Annotated in this window: 18 protein-coding genes; 17 read left to right on the plus strand and 1 reads right to left on the minus strand. The window is 63.3% G+C overall.

Going from position 1 to position 19,453, the window contains the following annotated elements; all coding sequences use genetic code 11:
* Positions 1 to 120 precede the first annotated feature (120 nt).
* On the plus strand, positions 121 to 405 hold the full coding sequence (locus AC0L25_RS07490; protein ID WP_352955305.1) for a type II toxin-antitoxin system ParD family antitoxin: 285 nt from the start codon (positions 121 to 123) through the stop codon (positions 403 to 405).
* The gene (locus AC0L25_RS07495) at positions 402 to 695 is read left to right on the plus strand and encodes a type II toxin-antitoxin system RelE/ParE family toxin (protein WP_473594899.1); all 294 of its coding nucleotides are present in this window, start codon (positions 402 to 404) and stop codon (positions 693 to 695) included. Before AC0L25_RS07490 ends, AC0L25_RS07495 begins: the two co-directional genes overlap by 4 nt.
* 9 nt (positions 696 to 704) lie before the next feature.
* Here the strand turns inward: AC0L25_RS07495 and AC0L25_RS07500 are convergent, their stop codons facing one another.
* Positions 705 to 1,820: a cystathionine gamma-lyase gene (locus AC0L25_RS07500; protein ID WP_473594900.1), complete on the minus strand. Its 1,116-nt coding sequence runs from the start codon at positions 1,818 to 1,820 to the stop codon at positions 705 to 707.
* A gap of 403 nt (positions 1,821 to 2,223) precedes the next feature.
* On the opposite strand from AC0L25_RS07500, the gene mraZ reads away from it, so the two are divergent.
* From mraZ to ftsA, 15 genes are all read left to right on the plus strand, one after another.
* The gene (gene mraZ / locus AC0L25_RS07505) at positions 2,224 to 2,682 is read left to right on the plus strand and encodes a division/cell wall cluster transcriptional repressor MraZ (RefSeq protein ID WP_123151963.1); all 459 of its coding nucleotides are present in this window, start codon (positions 2,224 to 2,226) and stop codon (positions 2,680 to 2,682) included.
* A complete protein-coding gene (rsmH, locus tag AC0L25_RS07510; protein ID WP_473594901.1) occupies positions 2,679 to 3,710 on the plus strand; it encodes a 16S rRNA (cytosine(1402)-N(4))-methyltransferase RsmH in 1,032 nt (343 codons plus the stop codon). The genes mraZ and rsmH overlap by 4 nt, the downstream gene beginning before the upstream one ends.
* A 4-nt stretch (positions 3,711 to 3,714) precedes the next feature.
* Positions 3,715 to 4,107, plus strand: a complete 393-nt coding sequence (ftsL, locus tag AC0L25_RS07515; RefSeq protein ID WP_473594902.1) for a cell division protein FtsL — start codon at positions 3,715 to 3,717, stop codon at positions 4,105 to 4,107.
* Positions 4,104 to 5,828, plus strand: coding sequence for a peptidoglycan D,D-transpeptidase FtsI family protein (locus tag AC0L25_RS07520; protein WP_473594903.1), 1,725 nt, complete (start codon positions 4,104 to 4,106; stop codon positions 5,826 to 5,828). Before ftsL ends, AC0L25_RS07520 begins: the two co-directional genes overlap by 4 nt.
* 54 nt (positions 5,829 to 5,882) lie before the next feature.
* Positions 5,883 to 7,337, plus strand: a complete 1,455-nt coding sequence (locus AC0L25_RS07525) for a UDP-N-acetylmuramoyl-L-alanyl-D-glutamate--2,6-diaminopimelate ligase (protein WP_473594904.1) — start codon at positions 5,883 to 5,885, stop codon at positions 7,335 to 7,337.
* Complete coding sequence (locus AC0L25_RS07530; RefSeq protein WP_473594905.1) at positions 7,334 to 8,767, plus strand: UDP-N-acetylmuramoylalanyl-D-glutamyl-2,6-diaminopimelate--D-alanyl-D-alanine ligase; 1,434 nt, start codon at positions 7,334 to 7,336, stop codon at positions 8,765 to 8,767. Before AC0L25_RS07525 ends, AC0L25_RS07530 begins: the two co-directional genes overlap by 4 nt.
* A gap of 24 nt (positions 8,768 to 8,791) precedes the next feature.
* Positions 8,792 to 9,874, plus strand: coding sequence for a phospho-N-acetylmuramoyl-pentapeptide-transferase (gene mraY / locus AC0L25_RS07535; protein ID WP_473594906.1), 1,083 nt, complete (start codon positions 8,792 to 8,794; stop codon positions 9,872 to 9,874).
* An 8-nt stretch (positions 9,875 to 9,882) separates the two neighbouring features.
* The gene (murD, locus tag AC0L25_RS07540; RefSeq protein ID WP_473594907.1) at positions 9,883 to 11,286 is read left to right on the plus strand and encodes a UDP-N-acetylmuramoyl-L-alanine--D-glutamate ligase; all 1,404 of its coding nucleotides are present in this window, start codon (positions 9,883 to 9,885) and stop codon (positions 11,284 to 11,286) included.
* The gene (gene ftsW / locus AC0L25_RS07545; protein WP_473594908.1) at positions 11,286 to 12,437 is read left to right on the plus strand and encodes a putative lipid II flippase FtsW; all 1,152 of its coding nucleotides are present in this window, start codon (positions 11,286 to 11,288) and stop codon (positions 12,435 to 12,437) included. Before murD ends, ftsW begins: the two co-directional genes overlap by 1 nt.
* A gap of 1 nt (position 12,438) precedes the next feature.
* Positions 12,439 to 13,566 carry an undecaprenyldiphospho-muramoylpentapeptide beta-N-acetylglucosaminyltransferase gene (murG, locus tag AC0L25_RS07550; RefSeq protein ID WP_473594909.1) on the plus strand — a complete coding sequence of 376 codons (1,128 nt, stop codon included), beginning with the start codon at positions 12,439 to 12,441 and terminating at the stop codon, positions 13,564 to 13,566.
* Positions 13,563 to 14,969, plus strand: coding sequence for a UDP-N-acetylmuramate--L-alanine ligase (gene murC / locus AC0L25_RS07555; RefSeq protein WP_473594910.1), 1,407 nt, complete (start codon positions 13,563 to 13,565; stop codon positions 14,967 to 14,969). The genes murG and murC overlap by 4 nt, the downstream gene beginning before the upstream one ends.
* Positions 14,966 to 15,931 (plus strand): UDP-N-acetylmuramate dehydrogenase, encoded by a 966-nt coding sequence (gene murB, locus AC0L25_RS07560; protein ID WP_473594911.1) that lies wholly within the window; start codon positions 14,966 to 14,968, stop codon positions 15,929 to 15,931. Before murC ends, murB begins: the two co-directional genes overlap by 4 nt.
* A 301-nt stretch (positions 15,932 to 16,232) precedes the next feature.
* Complete coding sequence (locus AC0L25_RS07565) at positions 16,233 to 17,159, plus strand: D-alanine--D-alanine ligase (protein WP_473594912.1); 927 nt, start codon at positions 16,233 to 16,235, stop codon at positions 17,157 to 17,159.
* Positions 17,147 to 18,088 carry a cell division protein FtsQ/DivIB gene (locus tag AC0L25_RS07570; RefSeq protein WP_473594913.1) on the plus strand — a complete coding sequence of 314 codons (942 nt, stop codon included), beginning with the start codon at positions 17,147 to 17,149 and terminating at the stop codon, positions 18,086 to 18,088. Before AC0L25_RS07565 ends, AC0L25_RS07570 begins: the two co-directional genes overlap by 13 nt.
* On the plus strand, positions 18,085 to 19,392 hold the full coding sequence (gene ftsA, locus AC0L25_RS07575; RefSeq protein WP_065010306.1) for a cell division protein FtsA: 1,308 nt from the start codon (positions 18,085 to 18,087) through the stop codon (positions 19,390 to 19,392). The genes AC0L25_RS07570 and ftsA overlap by 4 nt, the downstream gene beginning before the upstream one ends.
* Positions 19,393 to 19,453 lie beyond the last annotated feature (61 nt).

Raw genomic sequence — 19,453 nt, forward strand, 5'->3', positions numbered from 1 at the left:
CTGCTGGTCAGATGCTTCATTGACTGAATCAGCTTTGCCGAGCTGTGCGGGGAGCAAGCGTTTCTTGAAACCGGTGCGATTAAATCGTACCATGGCTGCGGGCAATTTCAGGAGCGCACCATGGGTCAGGTGGACAAACGCAGCATCACGCTTTCGCCGGAACTGGCGGCCGCGGTCGACGATGTGGTCGCCGCCGGCGAATACGCCTCGGCGAGCGAGGTGATCCGCGACGCACTCAGGCAATGGAAGGACCGGCGCGATCTGCACGGCTATACCGTCGAGGAGTTGCGCAAGCTGGTGCAGGAGGGGATCGACAGCGGACCGGCGCTGGACGGGCCGCCAATCATGGAACGATTACGTGCCAAATATCTGAAAATGGCCGAGGCCAAAGGCCTTGGGGAGTGAAATACCGCCTGCTTCCTCAGGCATTGATCGACCTCGAACTTATCGGCGACTACATTGCCGAACACAATCCAAACGCTGCGGTCCGTCTCGTGGACACCTTGGAAAGGCGATGGGATCTGCTGATCCTGTATCCCTTCTCAGGCGCACCGCGCGAAGACATTGCGCCTGGCATCCGTCATCTGGTCATCGGCGAGTATCTCACCTTGTATCGTGTCGGCGAGGATGCAGTCGAGATTCTGCGCGTGCTGCATGGCCGGCGCAATATCGAAGCCGACGATCTGGCTTCGTGATCGGTTCGTTCAGCCGCCGACGCCATCCAGCGACGCTTCGATCGCCTGCCAAAGCGCTTCCACCGGTTCGCAGCCGACCGACAGGCGAACGAAGCCGGGCGGCACAGCGTCTCCTCTTTTTGCTCGCCGTTCCGCCGACGTATGCACGCCTCCGAACGACGTCGCCGCTTGCATCAATGCGCAGTTGTTGATGAAATCCTCGGCCTTGTCCTCCGATGCCAGCACAAACGAGATGAGAAAGCCGAAGCGCTCCATCTGGGCGCGGGCAAGATTGTGCGATGGATCGCTTTCCAATCCGGGAAAGCGCAGACCGCTGACAGCGGGGTGGCCTTGCAGCCGCCGCGCGATGACTTCGGCGGAAGAACACATGCGGTCGAAACGCACGTCGAGTGTTTCCAAGCCGCGATGCACAAGCCACGCCTCGAATGGCCCGGGAATGGCGCCTGACGTCTCGCGCCAGCCGGACACGGCGGCGATGATGTCGGCATTGCGGCTGGCGACATGGCCGAACAGGACGTCGGAATGGCCATTGGGCGCCTTGGTGTCGGCCGCAATGACGATGTCGGCGCCGAGATCGAGCGGGCGTTGGCCGAAGGGCGTCATCGTCGTGTTGTCGACCACCAGGATCGCGCCGGTTTTGTGCACGGCTTCGGCGACAGCCGTAATGTCGCAGATATCCAGTCCCGGATTGGCGGGAGTTTCGACGAAGGCCAGTCGATATCCATCGAAGCCGCCGTCGAGGAAGCTTGATGTCGGCCGGACATCATGGGCGACGCCGAAAGGTTTTAGGAAACCGTCCACCAGCGCCCGCGTGGTGTGATAGCCGTCCGACGGCAGCAGGATTCGGTCGCCGGATTTGAGCAACCCAAAAAGCACCGCCGAGATCGCAGCCATTCCCGAGGGGAAGGCAACGCATGGCGCGCCTTCCAGATGCGCCAGCATGTGTTCGACCGCGTCCCAGGTCGGATTGCTGAAGCGGCCATATTGATCAAACCCGGTGGCGTCGCCGGGTGAGTGGAAAATGGCGGCCATAGTTAGGGGCAGGGGAATTGGGTCGCCCTTGGCAAGCCTGCCGCGACGCAGATGGGGAAGGGCCGCCGCGCGAGACTTGGCTGTTTCGGACATGGATTTCAACCTTGTTTCTGACCGAGAAAGACAGGGTGACGCTATGCGTGGCCGCGATCCGCGGCAAGCCGCCTCCGGTTAGGCCAAGCAGCTCTAAACGCTTCGTTAGGCTTAATGGAGCATAAAGACGGGAGTGCCGTCAAAGCTGCTCTCATCGGTTGTGGCGCGCGCGTTTGTGAAGCCTATTCCCGTTGACGCCCATAGCGCCCCATGATATCCCATTTCGATATTCAAGCCTTCGTTCCGCGTCAGGGTGAAGCGTACGCCAATCGGGCAGCCGCGGCGGCTGCGCGTTTGCTTGTTTTCGCCTGGAACGAAGTGAGTTTTGGGCAGGGACCGCGCCGGGGCGGCGCGGGCGGGAAGATGCAGAGGGGTGCGGCGGCGCAAGCGGCCGTAACGCGTAATGGACCGGTTTCTGTCAAGCGCGGTGAACAGGATCGATGCGAAGGGACGGGTGTCCGTTCCAGCGCATTTCCGTGCGGTTGTGCAGAAACGCGGCTATTCGGAACTCTATGCACTGCGCTGCCTGGATCGCCCGGCGATGGATGTCGGCGGGCTCGACCTGCTCGACCGCTACGAGCAGCGCATCGCGCAGGAAGATCCCTTCCTGCAGACCGCGGACGACATGTCGTTCTTCTGCCATGGCGATGGAACATTTCTCAAGCTCGATCAGGACGGCCGCATCTCGATGACCGATTTCATCCGCGAGCACACCGGCATTTCCGCGGAAGCAGCGTTTGTCGGCCGCGGCAATTTCTTTCAGATCTGGGAACCTGGACGGCTCACCGCCTATGGGGCGGAAGCACGCGCCCGGCTTTTGCAGCTTCGGCAGGGGACGAAGCCTGGGGAGCGACCGGAATGATGGCGGGCTACGGCGATGACCCTCACGCCGTTGGCGGACCGGCCCGTCACATTCCGGTCCTCCTTGCCGAAGTGCTGGAGGCGCTTTCGCCTAAAGCGGGCGAGCTGATCGTCGACGGCACCTTCGGCGCCGGCGGCTATACCAAAGCCATTCTGGCAAGCGGCGCCTCGGTCGTCGCCATAGACCGCGATCCGGATGCGATCGCTGCGGGTCGTGTCCTCGAACATCAATCAGGCGGCAAGCTCAGGCTCGTTCCGGCGCCGTTCTCGACATTGGACGAGCATGTCGAAAGTGCCGACGGCGTCGTCCTCGACATTGGCATCTCCTCAATGCAGATCGACCAGGCGGAGCGCGGCTTTTCGTTCCGCGCCGACGGACCCCTCGATATGCGTATGGCGCAGGCGGGCCTCAGCGCCGCCGATGTCGTCAACAGCTTCAAAGTGGGCGACCTTGCCCGCATCTTCGGGTTTCTTGGCGAAGAGCGTCACGCCGGCCGCATCGCCCGCATGATCGAAAGCCGTCGCGAAAAACATCCGTTCGAGCGCACGCTCGACCTTGCCGACGCCATCGAAACGCATGTCGGTCGAGCGCCGAAGGACAAGATCCATCCGGCGACTCGCGTCTTCCAGGCGCTGCGCATTTTCGTCAATGACGAACTCGGCGAACTGGCCAAAGCGCTGTTTGCGGCTGAGCGCGTGCTGAAACCGGGCGGACGGCTGGCCGTGGTGACGTTCCACTCCTTGGAAGACCGCATTGTCAAGCGCTTCATCGCCGACCGCGCCGATGCGGCAACCGGATCGCGGCACCTGCCCGAGGCGCAAGCGCGCACCGCCACCTTCAAAAAGGCGGGTAGCGGCGTGACGCCTGATGAGGCCGAGATATCAGTCAATCCGCGCGCGCGCTCGGCAAGGCTGCGCGCTGCGATCCGCACCGACGCGCCGCCGCGGGCCGGCGACTTTGCGATTTTCGGGCTTCCAAAACTTCCTGACCCAAAACTTCCCGGTGTCGTCCGGCCGGGAGAGAGGTGAGCACGTGTTTCGTACCAGCGACATAGTCCTTATCGCCGTCATGGTTTCGGCTGCGGCCTTGACCTACAAGACCAAGCGCGAGGCCGAGGAACAATTAGCGGCGGTGCATAAGATCCAGGCGCAGATCCGCTACGAGGAGGATACGATCGATCTCCTGAAGGCGGACTGGAGCCTGCTGACCCAGCCGTCGCGCCTGCAAAAGCTGGCCGAGATCTACAAATCGCAACTCGGACTCGAGCCGGTCAGCGCCCGCCAGATCATCGGGCTGGACGATCTGCCGGCAAAATCCCTCACCATCGAGGACCTTTCGTCGCAGCGGCTGGGCGGAATGGCCGACAGTTCTGGCAAAGGGTCATTGGGCGACAATGACCCCGTGACCGGAGGCATCGTCCAATGATCGCCAGGCTTCCTTTGATCGCCAGACTGCTGAAGCGCCGCGTCAAGTCGGAAGACGGATCGATTGTGGTGGAAGGTGCCCGCAAGGCGACCGGCGGCAAGGGCAGGACCCGCATCGTGATGACGATGGCGGTGTTCTTCGGCATCTATTCGACCATCACCGGGCGGCTGGTCTATCTGGGTTTCCAGAATCCCGACCTGTCCGGCGGTCCGCAGAGCCGGGTGACGGCGTCACGGCCCGACATCATCGACCGCAACGGCGAAGTGCTGGCGACGGACATCAAGACGGCGTCGCTGTTTGCCGAACCGCGCCGCATTGTCGACGCCGACGAGGCGATCGAAAAGCTGGCGACGGTGCTTCCCGAAATCGACTACGAGCAGACCTACCATAAGCTGAAGAGCGGCGCCGGCTTCGTCTGGCTGCAGCGGCAACTGACGCCCAAGCAACAATCGGATATCATGCAACTCGGTATTCCCGGCTTCGGCTTCCGCACCGAAAAGCGCCGCTTCTATCCGGCTGGCGAAACCTCGTCCTACATTGTCGGGCTCACCAACATCGACAACCAGGGCATCTCCGGCATGGAGAAATACATCGACGAACAGGGGCTGAGCGACCTTCAGGCGTCGGGTCTTGCGGTCGCAAAGGATCTGAAGCCGGTGCAGCTCTCGATCGACCTGCGCGTCCAGCATATCGTGCGTGACGAGGTCGCCACCGGCATGGAGAAATACCGCGCAATCGCAGCGGGCGCCGTCGTTCTCAACATAAAGACCGGCGAAGTGATGGCGATGGCCTCGGTTCCCGATTTCGATCCCAACAACCCCTACAATGCGCAAGACAAGGACCGCTTGAACCGCATGTCAGCCGGCCTTTACGAAATGGGTTCGACGTTGAAGAGCTTCACCACCGCCATGGCGCTCGATTCCGGCAAAGTGACGCTGGAAAGCCGTTTCGACGCTTCGCGCCCGATCAGGATCGGCCGTCAGACCATCCATGATTTTCACGGCAAGGCCCGGGTGCTGTCGGTGCCCGAAGTGTTCATCTACTCCTCCAACATCGGTTCGGCCAAGGAAGCCGAAGCGGTTGGCATTGAGGGGCACCGCGAATTCCTGCATCGCCTGGGCATCCTCGAGAAGATGCAGACGGAACTGCCTGAGGTCGCGCGCCCGACCGAGCCCAAAGTCTGGAAACAGGTCCATTCGATCACCATCGCCTTCGGGCACGGTGTGTCGACGACGCCGCTGCAGACGGCGGTCGGCTGCGCCGCGCTGCTGAACGGCGGCTATCTGATCCAGCCGACATTCCTGAGACGCGCGCAGGAACAGGCGATGTCAGTGGCCAAGAAAGTTGTCAGCGACAAGACCTCCGAGAGCATGCGCTATCTCTACGCACTGAACGCCGAGAAAGGGTCAGGCAGGAACGCCAGGGTTCCTGGTTATCGCGTCGGCGGCAAGACCGGAACCGCCGAGAAGGTTGTCAACGGCCGCTACTCAAAGGACAAGAATTTCAACGCCTTCGTCGCAGCTTTCCCGATGGACGATCCGCAATACATCGTGCTTACGATCGCCGACGAACCGAAGCCGGAAAAGCCCGGCATGGGTGCAACCGCCGCCTCGAATGCTGGCGTCATGGCTGCAAACATTATCCGACGTTCGGCTTCCATGCTTGGCGTAAAGCCAGATTTCAGCCATGAAAATGGCGCAACGCTGGTTTCCTATCAGTGATTCTTAGGGCGCGCCGGCAACAGCGCGCTATTTTGTTGCGATGAACGGGGTTCGATGAAGCTGAAAGATCTAGCCGGTATCCTGCCTGTCGAGGGGACAGATTCCTTCGATATGGAGGTTACCGGCATTTCGTCGGATTCCCGCCAGGTACGACCGGGCGTGGTCTTCTTCGCGCTCACTGGCACCAAGGCCGATGGCGCGGCCTATGCCGCCGATGCCGCCAAGCGCGGCGCAGCGGCGATCGTGGCGAGCAAGGGCAGTGCCGTCGCCGGACTGCCGGTGCCCGTTCTCGCCGTCGACGATCCGCGCCTTGCGCTGGCGCGGAGTGCCGCCCGCTACTTCGGCAGCCAGCCGCAAACCATGGTCGCGGTGACCGGGACCAGCGGCAAGACATCGGTCGCGGCCTTCACCAGGCAGATCTGGGAGCAGTCAGGCTTTGCCGCCGCCTCGATCGGCACGACCGGCGTGGTTGCGCCGGGCCGCAACGAATATGGCTCGCTGACCACCCCCGACCCGGTCGATCTGCACAGGCTGCTGCGGGAACTGGCGGATGCCGGCGTCACCCACGCATCGATGGAGGCCTCCAGCCACGGTCTCGACCAGCGCCGGCTTGACGGCGTGAAGCTTGCAGCCGGCGGCTTCACCAATCTCGGCCGCGACCACATGGACTATCATCCGACAGTCGAGGACTATCTTCGCGCCAAGCTGCGCCTGTTCGACACGCTGCTGCCGAAGGGTGCACCGGCCGTCATCTTTGCCGACGATCCGTGGTCGGAGCCGACGATCCGGGCGGCGAGGGCGGCGGGACTGGATGTGCTGACGGTCGGCCGTCACGGCGAGTTCTTGACACTGAAGCGGGTCGAGCACGAGCGCCACCGCCAGCGTGCCGAGGTGGCAGTCGATGGCGTTCTCCACGAGGTCGACCTGCCGCTGGCCGGGGATTTCCAGATCGCCAATGCCCTGGTTTCGGCGGGCCTCGCCATTTCTACTGGAACGCCTGCAGCCAAAGCCCTGATGGCGTTGGAGAAATTGAAAGGCGCGCCGGGTCGGCTCGACCTCGTTGGGACAACATCCCATGGTGCGCCGGTCTATGTCGATTATGCGCATAAGCCGGACGCGCTGGAAAACGTCTTGGCCTCGGTGCGGCCGTTCACCACCGGTCGCGTCATCGTCGTGTTCGGCTGTGGCGGCGACCGCGACCGGGGCAAGCGTCCGATCATGGGCGAGATCGCTACGCGGCTCGCCGATGTCGTCATCGTCACCGACGACAATCCGCGCTCGGAAGTGCCCGAAACGATCCGCTCCGCGATCCTTGCCGCTGCACCCGGCGCTATCGAGATCGGCGATCGGCGCAAGGCGATCCACGAGGCAGTCGCCATGCTCCATGCCGGCGACACGCTGATCGTGGCCGGCAAGGGGCATGAGGAAGGCCAGACCATCGGCGCCGAGACGCTGCATTTTTCCGACCATGAGGAAGTCCGCGCCGCGCTTCAGGAGCGCGCCACATGAGCTTTCTTTGGACCTCCGAGGATCTCGTCGCCGCCATGGGCGGACGACCGCTCGGTCCGATGCCGGAGGGCATCAGCGGCATCTCGATCGACAGCCGCAGCCTTGAGCCGGGCGATGCTTTCTTCGCCATCAAGGGCGAGGCGATGGACGGCCATGATTTCGCGACCGCCGCCATCAAGGCCGGCGCCGGCGTGCTGGTCGTCGCCGAGGGCAAGCTGCCGTCGCTCGGGCGGCTGACTGCGCCGATGATCGTCGTGCAGGACGTGCTCGCCGCGTTGGAAAAGCTAGGGCTGGCCGCGCGCGCGCGCTCGAATGCCAGGATCATTGCGGTGACCGGTTCGGCGGGCAAGACCACCACCAAGGAAGCGCTGCGCCATGTGCTGTCCGTGGTCGGCAAGGTGCATGCATCGGCCCAATCTTTCAACAACCACTGGGGCGTCCCGCTGACGCTGGCGCGGATGCCGATGGATTGCGACTATGCCGTCTTCGAAATCGGCATGAACCATCCCGACGAGATCCGGCCGCTGGTCAAGATGGTCCGGCCGCATGTTGCCATCGTCACGCTGATCGCCGCGGCACATCTCGGCTTCTTCCGTAATCTGGAGGAGATCGCCAGGGCCAAGGCCGAGATTTTCGAGGGGCTGGAACCGGATGGTGCTGTCCTTCTCAACCGCGACGACCCGCGCTGGAAGCTTCTGGACAAGTTGGCGAGAGCCGCCGGCGTCCAGCATATTTACGGCTTTGGCGAGAATGCCCGTGCGACCTTCAAGCTGCTCGAATGCACGCTGCATGCCGATCATTCTGTCATCACAGCCAAGATCGGCGGTCAGGAGATCACCGCCAGGGTAGGCGCGCCGGGCCGACACATGGTGCAGAACGTGCTGGCCGTGCTGGGCGCCGCGCATCTGGTCGGCGCCGACATCGCTAGGGTGGCGACGGCGCTGGCCGATCTTTCGGCCGAACGCGGACGCGGCAAGCGCCATGTGCTGCGCCACCCGAAAGGTCCGATCACGCTGATCGACGAGAGCTACAACGCCAATCCGGCGTCGATGAGCGCAGCAATGGCGCTGCTCAACGCGACGCCGGTATCGGGCGAAGGCAGGCGTATCGCGGTGCTCGGCGACATGCTCGAACTCGGCGACCATTCGGCGAAGCTGCATGCAGCCCTTGCCGATCTCATCGTCGGCACCGAAACGCGCACGGTCTTTCTCGCCGGTCCGGAGATGCGGGCGCTGGCCGACATTCTGCCTGATGAGATCGAGACGGAGTATCGCGCCGGCGCAGAGGATCTGAAACTGGTGCTTCTGTCGGCGCTGAAGCCCGGCGACGTGGTGATGATCAAATCGTCGAAAGGCATCGGGTTTTCCAAGTTGGTCGACGCACTGCTCAGCAAATTTCCGGTGGTAGCCACAACCGCCAAACAGGCCTAGAGCCAGGTCCGGGGACCGAATCGCATGTTCACACTGCTCGTCGAATTCGCGGACAAGATCTCGGTCTTCAACGTCTTTCGCTACATAACCTTCCGTACCGGCGGCGCGCTGATCACCGCGGCGCTGATCGTCTTCATCTTCGGACCGGCTATCATCAATTCGCTGAGGCTGCGGCAAGGCAAGGGCCAGCCGATCCGCGCCGACGGGCCGCAGACGCATTTCAAGAAGGCCGGCACGCCGACCATGGGCGGTCTGATGATCCTGTGCGGCATTATTGGCTCGTCGCTTTTGTGGGCGAACCTGTCCAGCATCTATGTCTGGGTGGTACTGCTGGTGACCTTGGGTTTCGGCTCGATCGGCTTCTACGACGATTATCTCAAGGTGACGAAGCAATCGCATCTCGGCTTTTCCGGCAAGGCGCGGCTGGGGCTTGAATTCGTCATCGCCGGCATCGCCGCCTGGGTGATCATGCACAACGGCCAGGCGCCGTTCTCGTCGTCGCTGACGTTTCCTTTCGCCAAGGAGTTTCTCGTCAATCTCGGCTGGTTCTTCATCCCGTTCTCCTGCTTCGTCATCGTCGGCGCCGGCAATGCCGTGAACCTGACGGATGGCCTCGACGGGTTGGCGATCGTGCCGATCATGATCGCAGCGGCGTCCTTCGGCGTCATCGCCTATCTCTCCGGCAATGCGGTGTTCGCCGAATATCTGCAGATTCACTTCGTGCCCGGCACCGGCGAATTGGCGGTGGTCCTCGGCGCGGTGATCGGCGCCGGCCTCGGTTTCCTATGGTTCAACGCACCGCCGGCGGCGATCTTCATGGGCGATACCGGCTCGCTGGCCTTGGGCGGCCTGATCGGCACGGTCGCAGTTGCCACCAAGCACGAGATCGTGCTGGTCATCGTTGGCGGCCTGTTCGTCGTCGAGATCCTGTCGGTCATCATCCAGGTCGGTTACTTCAAGATGACCGGCAAGCGCGTGTTCCTGATGGCGCCGATCCATCATCATTTCGAGAAGCTCGGCTGGACCGAAAGCCAGGTGGTGATCCGCTTCTGGATCATCGCCGTCATCCTGGCGCTGGTCGGCCTGTCGACCCTGAAGCTTAGATAGGAGGTCGCTTGATCCCCGCCGCATCTTTCGCAGGCAAGCGCGTTTCGCTCTTCGGGCTCGGCGGCTCGGGGATCGCCACTGCGCGCGCGTTGATCGAGGGCGGGGCGGATGTGCTGGCCTGGGACGACAATCCCGGCAGCGTCGCCAATGCCGCGGCCGTCGGTATCGCGACCGGCGACCTGCGCGGCGCCGACTGGGCGAAGTTCGCGGCGTTCGTGCTGTCGCCCGGCGTGCCGCTGACGCATCCGAAGCCGCACTGGACAGTGGAGCTGGCACGCGCTTCAGGCGTCGAGATCATTGGCGACATCGAGCTGTTCTGCCGGCAGCGGACGTTGCTGGCGCCGGCAGCGCCCTTCATCGCCATTACTGGCACGAACGGCAAATCGACGACGACGGCGCTGACGGCGCATATCCTGAAATCGGCCGGACGCGACACGCAGATGGGCGGCAATATCGGCCGCGCGGTGATGACGCTCGATCCACCGGAGTCTGGGCGGCATTATGTCGTGGAATGCTCGTCCTACCAGATTGACCTGGCGCCCTCGATCAATCCGACCGCCGGCGTCCTGCTCAACCTGACGCCCGATCATCTCGACCGTCATGGCACGATGCAGCACTACGCCGCGATCAAGGAACGGCTGGCGGCCGGCAGCGAGACGGCAATCGTCGGTGTCGACGATTCCTGGTGCGCCCAGCTCGCCGACCGGCTGGAACGGGCAGGCCGGCATGTCATCCGCATTTCCAAGCGCCTGCCGCTGACCGACGGCTATTTCGCCGACGGCACCAATCTGATGGAGGCGGTGCATGGCCGTTACAGCCGCGTTGCCTTTCTCGAAGGCATCGGCTCGCTGCGCGGCCAGCACAATGCGCAGAATGCGTTGGCCGCTATCGCCGCCTGCCTCAAGGTCGGGCTCGAGCTGGGCGAGATCCAGTCAGGGCTGGAGAGTTTTCCCGGGCTGGCGCACCGTATGGAGCAGGTCGGCCGCAAGGGCCATGTGCTGTTCATCAACGATTCCAAGGCGACCAATGCCGATGCGGCAGCGCCCGCATTGTCCAGCTTTCCGCGCATTTACTGGATCGCCGGCGGGTTGGCGAAAGAAGGTGGTATCGAGCCGTTGCGCGGCCTCTTTCCGCGCATCGCCAAGGCCTATCTGATCGGTGAGGCCGCACCAGCCTTCTCGGCGACGCTCGGCGAGGCGGTGCCTTACGAGATCTCCGGTACGCTGGCCGCAGCAGTCGAGCATGCCGCAAGCGACGCGGCCAGGGATGATGACAACGGCGAGGTGGTGGTGCTGCTTTCACCGGCCTGCGCCAGTTTCGACCAGTTCAAGAATTTCGAAGTGCGCGGCGAAGCCTTCAGGCAAGCTGCGAGCACTATTGATGGCGTGAAGCTCATCGGAGGGGCACGATAATGCAAAGCCGTCTCGACAAAAGCCCGGTTGCCACCTGGTGGTGGACGGTCGATCGCTGGTTCCTGGCTGCGTTCCTGTCGCTGATGGGACTCGGCATCGTACTGTCCTTCGCGGCAAGCCCGGCGGTGGCCCAGCGCATCGGCCTGGACAGTTTCCACTTCGCCACACGGCAGATCATCTTCACCATTCCTGCACTTGGCGTGATGCTGGCCGTCTCCTTCCTGGAATCGCGGCAGATCAGACGCATGGCCCTGGCGATGCTGTGCATCATGCTGGTGCTGATGGTGGCGGTACTTTATATCGGCGTCGAGGTGAAGGGCGCGCGGCGCTGGGTGTCGCTCGCCGGCGTGTCGATCCAGCCGTCGGAATTCCTGAAGCCGGCGTTCGTCGTCATCTGCGCCTGGCTGTTTGCCGAACACAAGCGCCAGCCCGACATTCCAGGCAATCTGTTCGCCATGCTGCTGCTGGCCCTCGTCATTTCGCTGCTGGTGGCGCAGCCTGATTTCGGCCAGACAATGCTGGTGCTTGGCACCTGGGGGGTGATGTTCTTCATGGCCGGTCTGCCATGGCTGTGGATCATCGCGCTGGGCGCTGCCGGCATCGGCGGCGTGTTCGCCGCCTATACGGTGTTCCCGCATGTCGCCGGCCGCATCGATCGCTTCATGACCGGCGAGGGCGATACGTTCCAGGTCGACATGGGCCGCGATGCGCTGATCAATGGCGGCTGGTTCGGCGTCGGGCCGGGCGAGGGCACCGTCAAGCGAGTCATACCCGACAGCCATGCGGATTTCGTCTTCTCGGTGGCCGGCGAGGAGTTCGGACTGATCATGTGCTTCTTCATCATGACCATCTTCGCCTTCATCGTGCTGCGCGGCCTCAGCACCGCGCTCAAGGAGCAGGACGATTTCACACGCTATGCGGTCGGCGGCCTGGTCACGGTCTTCGGTCTGCAGTCGGTCATCAACATGGCCGTCAATCTGCAGCTGATGCCTGCCAAGGGCATGACCTTGCCGTTCATCTCCTATGGTGGCTCCTCGCAGATCGCCATCGCAATCTCGATGGGCATGGTGCTGGCGCTGACGCGCAAGCGGCCGGAAAAGCGCAAGCAGTTGGGCTTCGCACCATCGCAGCGCGCCATGCTGGCGGAGTGAGATGTCGAAGGGCTCGATCCTTCTGGCGGCCGGCGGCACGGGCGGGCATCTCTTCCCGGCCGAAGCGCTGGCGCACGAGCTGATCAGGCGCGGCTGGACGGTGCATCTCGCCACCGATGATCGTGCCGAGCGCTTTGCCGGCCAGTTTCCGGCCGCAGGCATCCATCCGATCCAGTCGGCGACCATAGGCTCCAAGAATCCTTTCGCCGTGCTCGCCGCCTTCTGGAAGATCTGGGGGGGCGTGCGGCAAGCATCCGCCGTGATCGGCCGGATCAAGCCAGCCGTCGTGGTCGGCTTCGGCGGCTATCCGACGCTGCCGCCGCTCTATGCGGCGACGCGGCGCAAAGTGCCGACGCTGATCCACGAGCAGAACGCGGTGATGGGGCGCGCCAACCGGGCGCTCTCCGGCCGCGTCGATGCCATCGCCGGCGGGTTCTTGCCGAAAGATTCAAGCGCTGCCGGCGTCAAGACGGTGACGACAGGCAACCCGGTCAGGCCGCAAGTGCTTGAGGCGGCAAAGACGCCTTATGTGATTTCGACCGGGGAGCAGCCGTTCCGCTTTCTGGTGTTCGGCGGCAGCCAGGGCGCACAGTTCTTTTCCGACGTAATGCCAGCGGCGGTAGCACAGCTTTCCGACGCACAACGCAAGCGGCTGGTGATCACGCAACAGGCCCGCGCCGACGATGTCGAGCGGGTGAAGGCGGCTTATGCCGCCCTTGGTGTCGAGGCTGAGGTATCGCCCTTCTTCACCGACATGGCGGTGCGCATGGCAGCGGCGCACCTGGTGATGTCGCGATCCGGCGCATCGACCGTATCGGAAATCGCGGTGATCGGCCGACCAGCGCTGCTGGTGCCCTATCCGCACGCGCTCGACCACGACCAGGCAGCCAATGCCGCGGCATTGGCAGCGGCAGATGCCGCCGAAGTGCATCCGCAATCCTCGCTCTCGCCCGAGCGCATCGCTGCGCTCGTCGGCGCGTTGATTGACGATACGAAGCGGCTGACCACAATGGCGGCGGCGGCGAAATCGGCCGGAAAACCGGACGCGGCACGGTTGCTCGCCGATCTGACAGAGGCTATTGCGTCGAAGAAAAGCGTATCGGAATTCAGGAAGGAGACGCACGCATGAAGATGCCGCAGACGATCGGCCTTGTGCATTTCATCGGCATCGGCGGTATCGGCATGAGCGGCATCGCCGAGGTGCTGCACAATCTCGGCTACAAGGTGCAAGGGTCCGACCAGGCCGACAGTGCCAATGTGCAGCGGCTGCGCGCCAAGGGCATCGAGTGCTTTGTCGGTCACCACGCCGATAATATCGGCGATGCCGAAGTGGTGGTCGTCTCGACGGCGATCAAGAAGTCCAATCCGGAGCTGAAGGCCGCACGCGAGAAACTGCTTCCCATCGTCCGTCGCGCCGAGATGCTGGCCGAACTGATGCGCTTCCGGCAGGCAGTGGCCATCGGCGGCACGCATGGCAAGACGACGACGACCTCGATGGTGGCGACGCTGCTCGAAGCCGGCGGGCTCGATCCGACCGTGATCAATGGCGGCATCATCAATGCGTACGGCACCAACGCCCGCATGGGCGACGGCGAATGGATGGTGGTCGAAGCCGATGAGAGCGACGGCACCTTCCTGAAGCTGCCGGCCGAGATTGCCGTCGTCACCAACATCGATCCCGAGCATCTCGATCATTATGGCTCCTTCGACAAGGTGCGCGAGGCCTTTCGCCAGTTCGTCGAGAACGTGCCGTTCTACGGCTTCGGCGTCATGTGCACCGACCATCCGGAGGTGCAGGCACTGGTCAGCCGCATCGAGGACCGTCGCGTCATCACCTATGGCGAGAACGCGCAGGCGGACGTGCGTTTCACCAATCACCGCATGGACGGTCCGACCTCGGAATTCGACGTGGTGATCCGCGACCGCAAGACCCGCGGCCAGTCGACGATATCAGGCCTGCGCTTGCCGATGCCCGGCCGTCACAATGTCTCCAATGCGACCGCGGCGATCGCCGTCGCGCATGAACTCGGTCTTTCAGCCGAGGCGATCAGGAAGGGCCTGTCGTCCTTTGCCGGCGTCAAGCGGCGCTTTACCCGTACCGGTTCGTGGAACGGGGTCGATATATTCGACGATTACGGCCACCATCCGGTCGAGATCGCGGCGGTGCTGAGGGCGGCGCGCGACGCCACCAAGGGCCGCGTCATCGCCATTGCCCAGCCGCACCGCTTCACCCGGCTGCATGATCTGTTCGGCGAGTTTTCCGTCTGCTTCAACGACGCCGACACGGTGATGGTGGCGCCGGTCTATGCGGCAGGCGAAGAGCCGATCGACGGGGTGACGTCTGAGGCATTGGTGTCGCGCATCCGATCCGGCGGCCATCGCGACGCGCGCTACATCGAAGGACCTGCGGCGATTGCGCCGGTTATCCGCGATCTGGCGAAACCAGGCGATTTCATCGTCTTCCTCGGTGCCGGCAACATCACGCAATGGGCCTACGCGCTGCCCAGGGAACTCGGCGGTACTGCCTCATGATGCGCGGCCAAGCGTTGATCGACAAGCTTGGCGGCCGGCTTGCCGGCCTGCGCGGCCGCATCACGCCCAATGCCGAGATGGACAAGATCACCTGGTTTCGCGCCGGCGGACTGGCCGACGCGCTGTTCCAGCCGGCCGACGAGGACGATCTCGCCGCGTTCCTGAGAGCAGTGCCCGAAGAGATACCGCTGACCATCGTCGGCATCGGCTCGAATCTGCTTGTCCGCGACGGCGGTATTGCGGGTTTCGTCCTCCGGCTTTCGGCCAAGGGCTTTGGCGAGGCCGAAGTGATTGCGCCGACCACAATCAAGGCGGGTGCCGCCACCCCCGACAAGCGCCTTGCCGCTGTCGCCTATCAGGCTGGTATAGGCGGCTTTGAATTTTACCACGGCATTCCGGGTGCTATCGGCGGCGCGCTGAGGATGAACGCCGGCGCCAATGGCGTCGAGACGCGCGAGCGCGTCGTCGAGGTGCGGGCGCTCGACCGCAAGGGCAATGTGCATACGCTGAGCAACGCCGATATGGGCTATGCCTATCGCCATTCGGCAGCACCTGCCGGGCTGATCTTCACATCGGCAGTCTTCGAAGGGATATTGGCAGACAAGGCCGCGATCCAGGCGGCGATGGACGCCGTCCAGCATCATCGCGAGACCGTGCAGCCGATCCGGGAAAAGACCGGCGGCTCGACCTTCAAGAATCCGGAGGGCACCTCGGCCTGGAAGGAGATCGACAGAGCGGGCTGTCGGGGGCTGATGATCGGCGGCGCGCAGATGTCGCCGATGCATTGCAACTTCATGATCAACACGGGAACCGCGACCGGCTACGACCTTGAATACCTTGGCGAGACGGTGCGCGCGCGCGTGCTCGAAAGGTCGGGCATCCGGCTGCATTGGGAAATCAAGCGCATCGGCAATTTCCGGCCGGGGCACGAGGTCCAGGAATTCCTCGGACAGTTGCTCTAGGGACTCACAACACAGTTTTCGCTGCCGTTTTTGCGGAAAGTGAATCTCTCGGAATCGTAAGGACTTGCCAGCGATTCAACTCTCTGATTCTCTGCCCTGAAGCGTTTCCTGATTTGAGTCGTTTCGACGCGTTGCCAGCGTTTTTCCGTCAGGGGCAACCTGCCGGGAGACTCGGGGACTCGATGTTGCGGAAATCATGAGAGCAGGACTGCTCCGAGCGTTTGAGTGTGTGGCCCTTTTCCGGGGCATGTGAGATGCAGACCCGCCGTGAAAGGGCCCGCCGTGAGAGGAATGACGGGAAATGAAAAGCAAGCACGTGGCCGTCCTTCTGGGTGGGTTCTCGTCCGAGCGGCCCGTGTCTTTGTCTTCGGGGAAAGCCTGTGCTGACGCGCTCGAGAAGGAAGGCTATCAGGTCACTCGCGTCGACGTCTCGCGCGATGTCGGATCGGTGCTGGCTGAGCTCAAGCCTGATGTTGCCTTCAATGCGCTGCATGGCCCTTTCGGCGAGGACGGCACCATCCAAGGCATCCTCGAATATCTTGCTATCCCCTACACCCATTCCGGCGTGCTCGGCTCGGCGCTTGCCATGAACAAAGAGCAAGCCAAGAAGATCGCCAAGTCCGTCGGCATCCCGGTTGCCGAATCGAAGGTGGTCAATCGCTTCGCCATCCAGAACAAGCATCCGATGAAGCCGCCCTATGTCGTCAAACCGGTTAATGAGGGGTCGAGCTTCGGCGTCGTCATCGTGCACGAAGGGCAGTCGCATCCGCCGCAGGTCATCGGTTCGTCCGACTGGAAGTATGGCGATACCGTCATGGTGGAGCGCTATGTGCACGGGCGGGAATTGACCTGCGCGGTGATGGGCGACGTGGCTCTCGGCGTTTGCGAGATCATTCCGACCGGCCATTCTTTCTACGACTACGATTCAAAATACGTCGCGGGCGGATCAAAACACGAATGCCCTGCAAAAATTTCACCGAATATTTACCAAAAAATACAGACACTGACGCTCAAGGCTCACCAAGCTATCGGCTGCCGGGGCGTTTCCCGGTCGGACTTCCGTTATGATGATCGACACTCCGAGAACGGCGAAGTTGTCTGGCTCGAGATCAACACTCAGCCGGGCATGACGCCGACATCCTTGGTGCCTGAAATCGCCGCGCAGGCGGGACACTCGTTCGGCGATTTGTTGAGTTGGATGGTGGAGGACGCTTCGTGTCTGCGTTGAAGTGGGGACAGGGCAAGGGAAAGGGCGCGGCCGGGCCGACGCTGTTCGGTGTGTCGTTGTCGTTCGACCATTTCGTGCTGCCGCGTCTGCTTCGCCGGCCGGCGCGCGTGCTGGCGCGCCTGGGCGAGGGCGATTTCGAGGTGCCGTCGTTTTCCGCAGCCATGCTGTCGGCGGCGCTGCTCGTGTCGGGCGGTGCCTATGGCGCCTACCTCGGCGGACATGTCGACGGTATCGTCCAGGGCATCACCGCCCGCACCGGCTTTGCCGTCGACCAGATCAAGGTCGTCGGCAACCGCTCAACCTCCGAGATCGATATTCTCGACAGGATGCAACTCGATGGCTGGACGTCGCTGATAGGCTTCGATGCCGAAGCCGCGCGGGGCCGCATCGCCACGCTGCCCTGGGTCGAGGTTGCCGCGGTGCGCAAGGTCTATCCGCACACGCTGGAGGTGCGCATCGAGGAGCGTGAGCCTTTTGCGCTCTGGCAGCAGGGCAGCGAGCTTTCCGTCATCGAGCAGTCTGGCGTCGTGATCGCGCCATTCTCCGGCGGCAAGCAGTCGCTGCTGCCGCTGATTGTGGGCACCGGCGCGCCGGCCAAGGCGCCGGATTTTCTGGCCGGGATCAAGAAATATCCGGAGCTTGCCGCACGGATCAAGGGCTATATCCGCATCGGCGAACGGCGTTGGGACCTGAAGCTGGAGAACGGCATCACCGTCAAGCTTCCCGAGGATGGCGAGGACCAGGCGATCGCCGATCTGGTCAGGATGGACCGCGAGAACGGGCTGCTGACGCGCGACATCGCCGCCGTCGATATGCGCCTTTCCGATCGTCTCGTCGTCCAGTTGACCCCGGAGGCGGCGACGCAGCGTCAGGCCGCACTCAAGGAAAAGCCGAAAACGCCGAAGCGCAAGCCGGAGACGAAGATATGAGCTGGCTTGGCGGCAACAGCGATGCCTCGTCGCGCCGGTCCGGCATCATGACGGTGCTGGATGTCGGCTCGAGCAAGGTCTGCTGCGTGGTGGCCAAGCTCAAGCCGCGCGAGGACGGCATGCTGCTGCGCGGGCGCTCGCATCGCATCCAGGTGATCGGCATCGGCCACCAGAAATCGCAAGGCGTGAAATCGGGTGTCGTTATCGATCTCGACAGGGCCGAGCACGCCATCCGCCTTGCCGTCGATGCCGCCGAGCGCATGGCCGGCCTGACCGTCGATTCGCTGATCGTCAACATGACGGCCGGCCGGCTGAAGAGCGAAAGCTTCTCGGCAACCATCAACCTCGGTGGCCATGAGGCCGACGAGGCTGATATCAAACGCGTGCTTGCCGCCGGCGCCAAGCAGGCGCTCCGGGCCGAGCGCGAGGTGATCCATTCGCTTCCCGTCGGCTTTTCACTGGACGCCGAGCGCGGCGTGCGTGATCCGCGCGGCATGGTTGGCGACCAACTCGGCGTCGACATGCACGTGCTGACGGGTGATGCGGCACCGTTGCGCAATCTGGAGCTTTGCATCAACCGTTCGCACCTCTCGGTCGAGCGCATGGTGGCGACGCCCTATGCCAGCGGGCTTGCCGCACTGGTCGACGACGAACTCGAAATGGGCGCGGCCTGCATCGACATGGGCGGCGGCACCACGACGATCTCGGTGTTTTCGGAAGGCAAGTTCGTTCACGGCGACGCCATCGCCATCGGCGGCAACCACGTTACACTCGATATGGCCAAGGGCCTGTCGACCTCGCTCGACGCCGCCGAGAGGCTGAAAGTGATGCATGGCTCGGCGCTGCCCGGCAGTGCCGACGACCGCGACCTGGTCTCGATACAGCCGATCGGCGAGGATGGCGAGGTGCCGCTGCAGATACCGCGTTCGGTGATGACGCGCATCATCCGGGCGCGCATCGACGAGACGCTCGAACTGTTGCGCGACCGGCTGAACAGGTCCGGCTACGGCAACGCCGTCGGCAAGCGCGTCGTGCTGACCGGCGGCGCCAGCCAGCTTTCGGGCCTGCCCGAGGCGGCGCGCCGCATTCTCGGACGTAATGTGCGCATCGGCCGTCCGCTCGGCGTGGCGGGCCTGCCGGAGGCGGCCAAGGGGCCGGCTTTCTCGACGCCGGTCGGGCTTCTGATCTATCCGCAGATGGCGAATTTCGAGAGCCATCCGGCGAAAGGAATTTCCGGTCTCAGGATGACTGGAACAGGCGGAAAACTGCATCGAATGAGTCAGTGGTTGAGAGACAGTTTTTAAATTGACGGGGACAGCCCCATAGGCGGCCGCAGCGGCGAAGCGGCGGGAAAGGCAAAGGACG

This window comes from Mesorhizobium sp. WSM4813 (assembly GCF_055811555.1).

What these genes read in the sequence shown, in the direction of transcription:
- AC0L25_RS07490 (WP_352955305.1), top strand. Translation starts at nt 121, where the DNA reads ATGGGTCAGGTGGACAAACGCAGCATCACGCTTTCGCCGGAACTGGCG.
- AC0L25_RS07500 (WP_473594900.1), bottom strand. Translation starts at nt 1,820, where the DNA reads ATGTCCGAAACAGCCAAGTCTCGCGCGGCGGCCCTTCCCCATCTGCGT.
- mraZ (WP_123151963.1), top strand. Translation starts at nt 2,224, where the DNA reads ATGGACCGGTTTCTGTCAAGCGCGGTGAACAGGATCGATGCGAAGGGA.
- rsmH (WP_473594901.1), top strand. Translation starts at nt 2,679, where the DNA reads ATGATGGCGGGCTACGGCGATGACCCTCACGCCGTTGGCGGACCGGCC.
- AC0L25_RS07520 (WP_473594903.1), top strand. Translation starts at nt 4,104, where the DNA reads ATGATCGCCAGGCTTCCTTTGATCGCCAGACTGCTGAAGCGCCGCGTC.
- AC0L25_RS07525 (WP_473594904.1), top strand. Translation starts at nt 5,883, where the DNA reads ATGAAGCTGAAAGATCTAGCCGGTATCCTGCCTGTCGAGGGGACAGAT.
- AC0L25_RS07530 (WP_473594905.1), top strand. Translation starts at nt 7,334, where the DNA reads ATGAGCTTTCTTTGGACCTCCGAGGATCTCGTCGCCGCCATGGGCGGA.
- mraY (WP_473594906.1), top strand. Translation starts at nt 8,792, where the DNA reads ATGTTCACACTGCTCGTCGAATTCGCGGACAAGATCTCGGTCTTCAAC.
- ftsW (WP_473594908.1), top strand. Translation starts at nt 11,286, where the DNA reads ATGCAAAGCCGTCTCGACAAAAGCCCGGTTGCCACCTGGTGGTGGACG.
- murG (WP_473594909.1), top strand. Translation starts at nt 12,439, where the DNA reads ATGTCGAAGGGCTCGATCCTTCTGGCGGCCGGCGGCACGGGCGGGCAT.
- murC (WP_473594910.1), top strand. Translation starts at nt 13,563, where the DNA reads ATGAAGATGCCGCAGACGATCGGCCTTGTGCATTTCATCGGCATCGGC.
- murB (WP_473594911.1), top strand. Translation starts at nt 14,966, where the DNA reads ATGATGCGCGGCCAAGCGTTGATCGACAAGCTTGGCGGCCGGCTTGCC.
- AC0L25_RS07565 (WP_473594912.1), top strand. Translation starts at nt 16,233, where the DNA reads ATGAAAAGCAAGCACGTGGCCGTCCTTCTGGGTGGGTTCTCGTCCGAG.
- ftsA (WP_065010306.1), top strand. Translation starts at nt 18,085, where the DNA reads ATGAGCTGGCTTGGCGGCAACAGCGATGCCTCGTCGCGCCGGTCCGGC.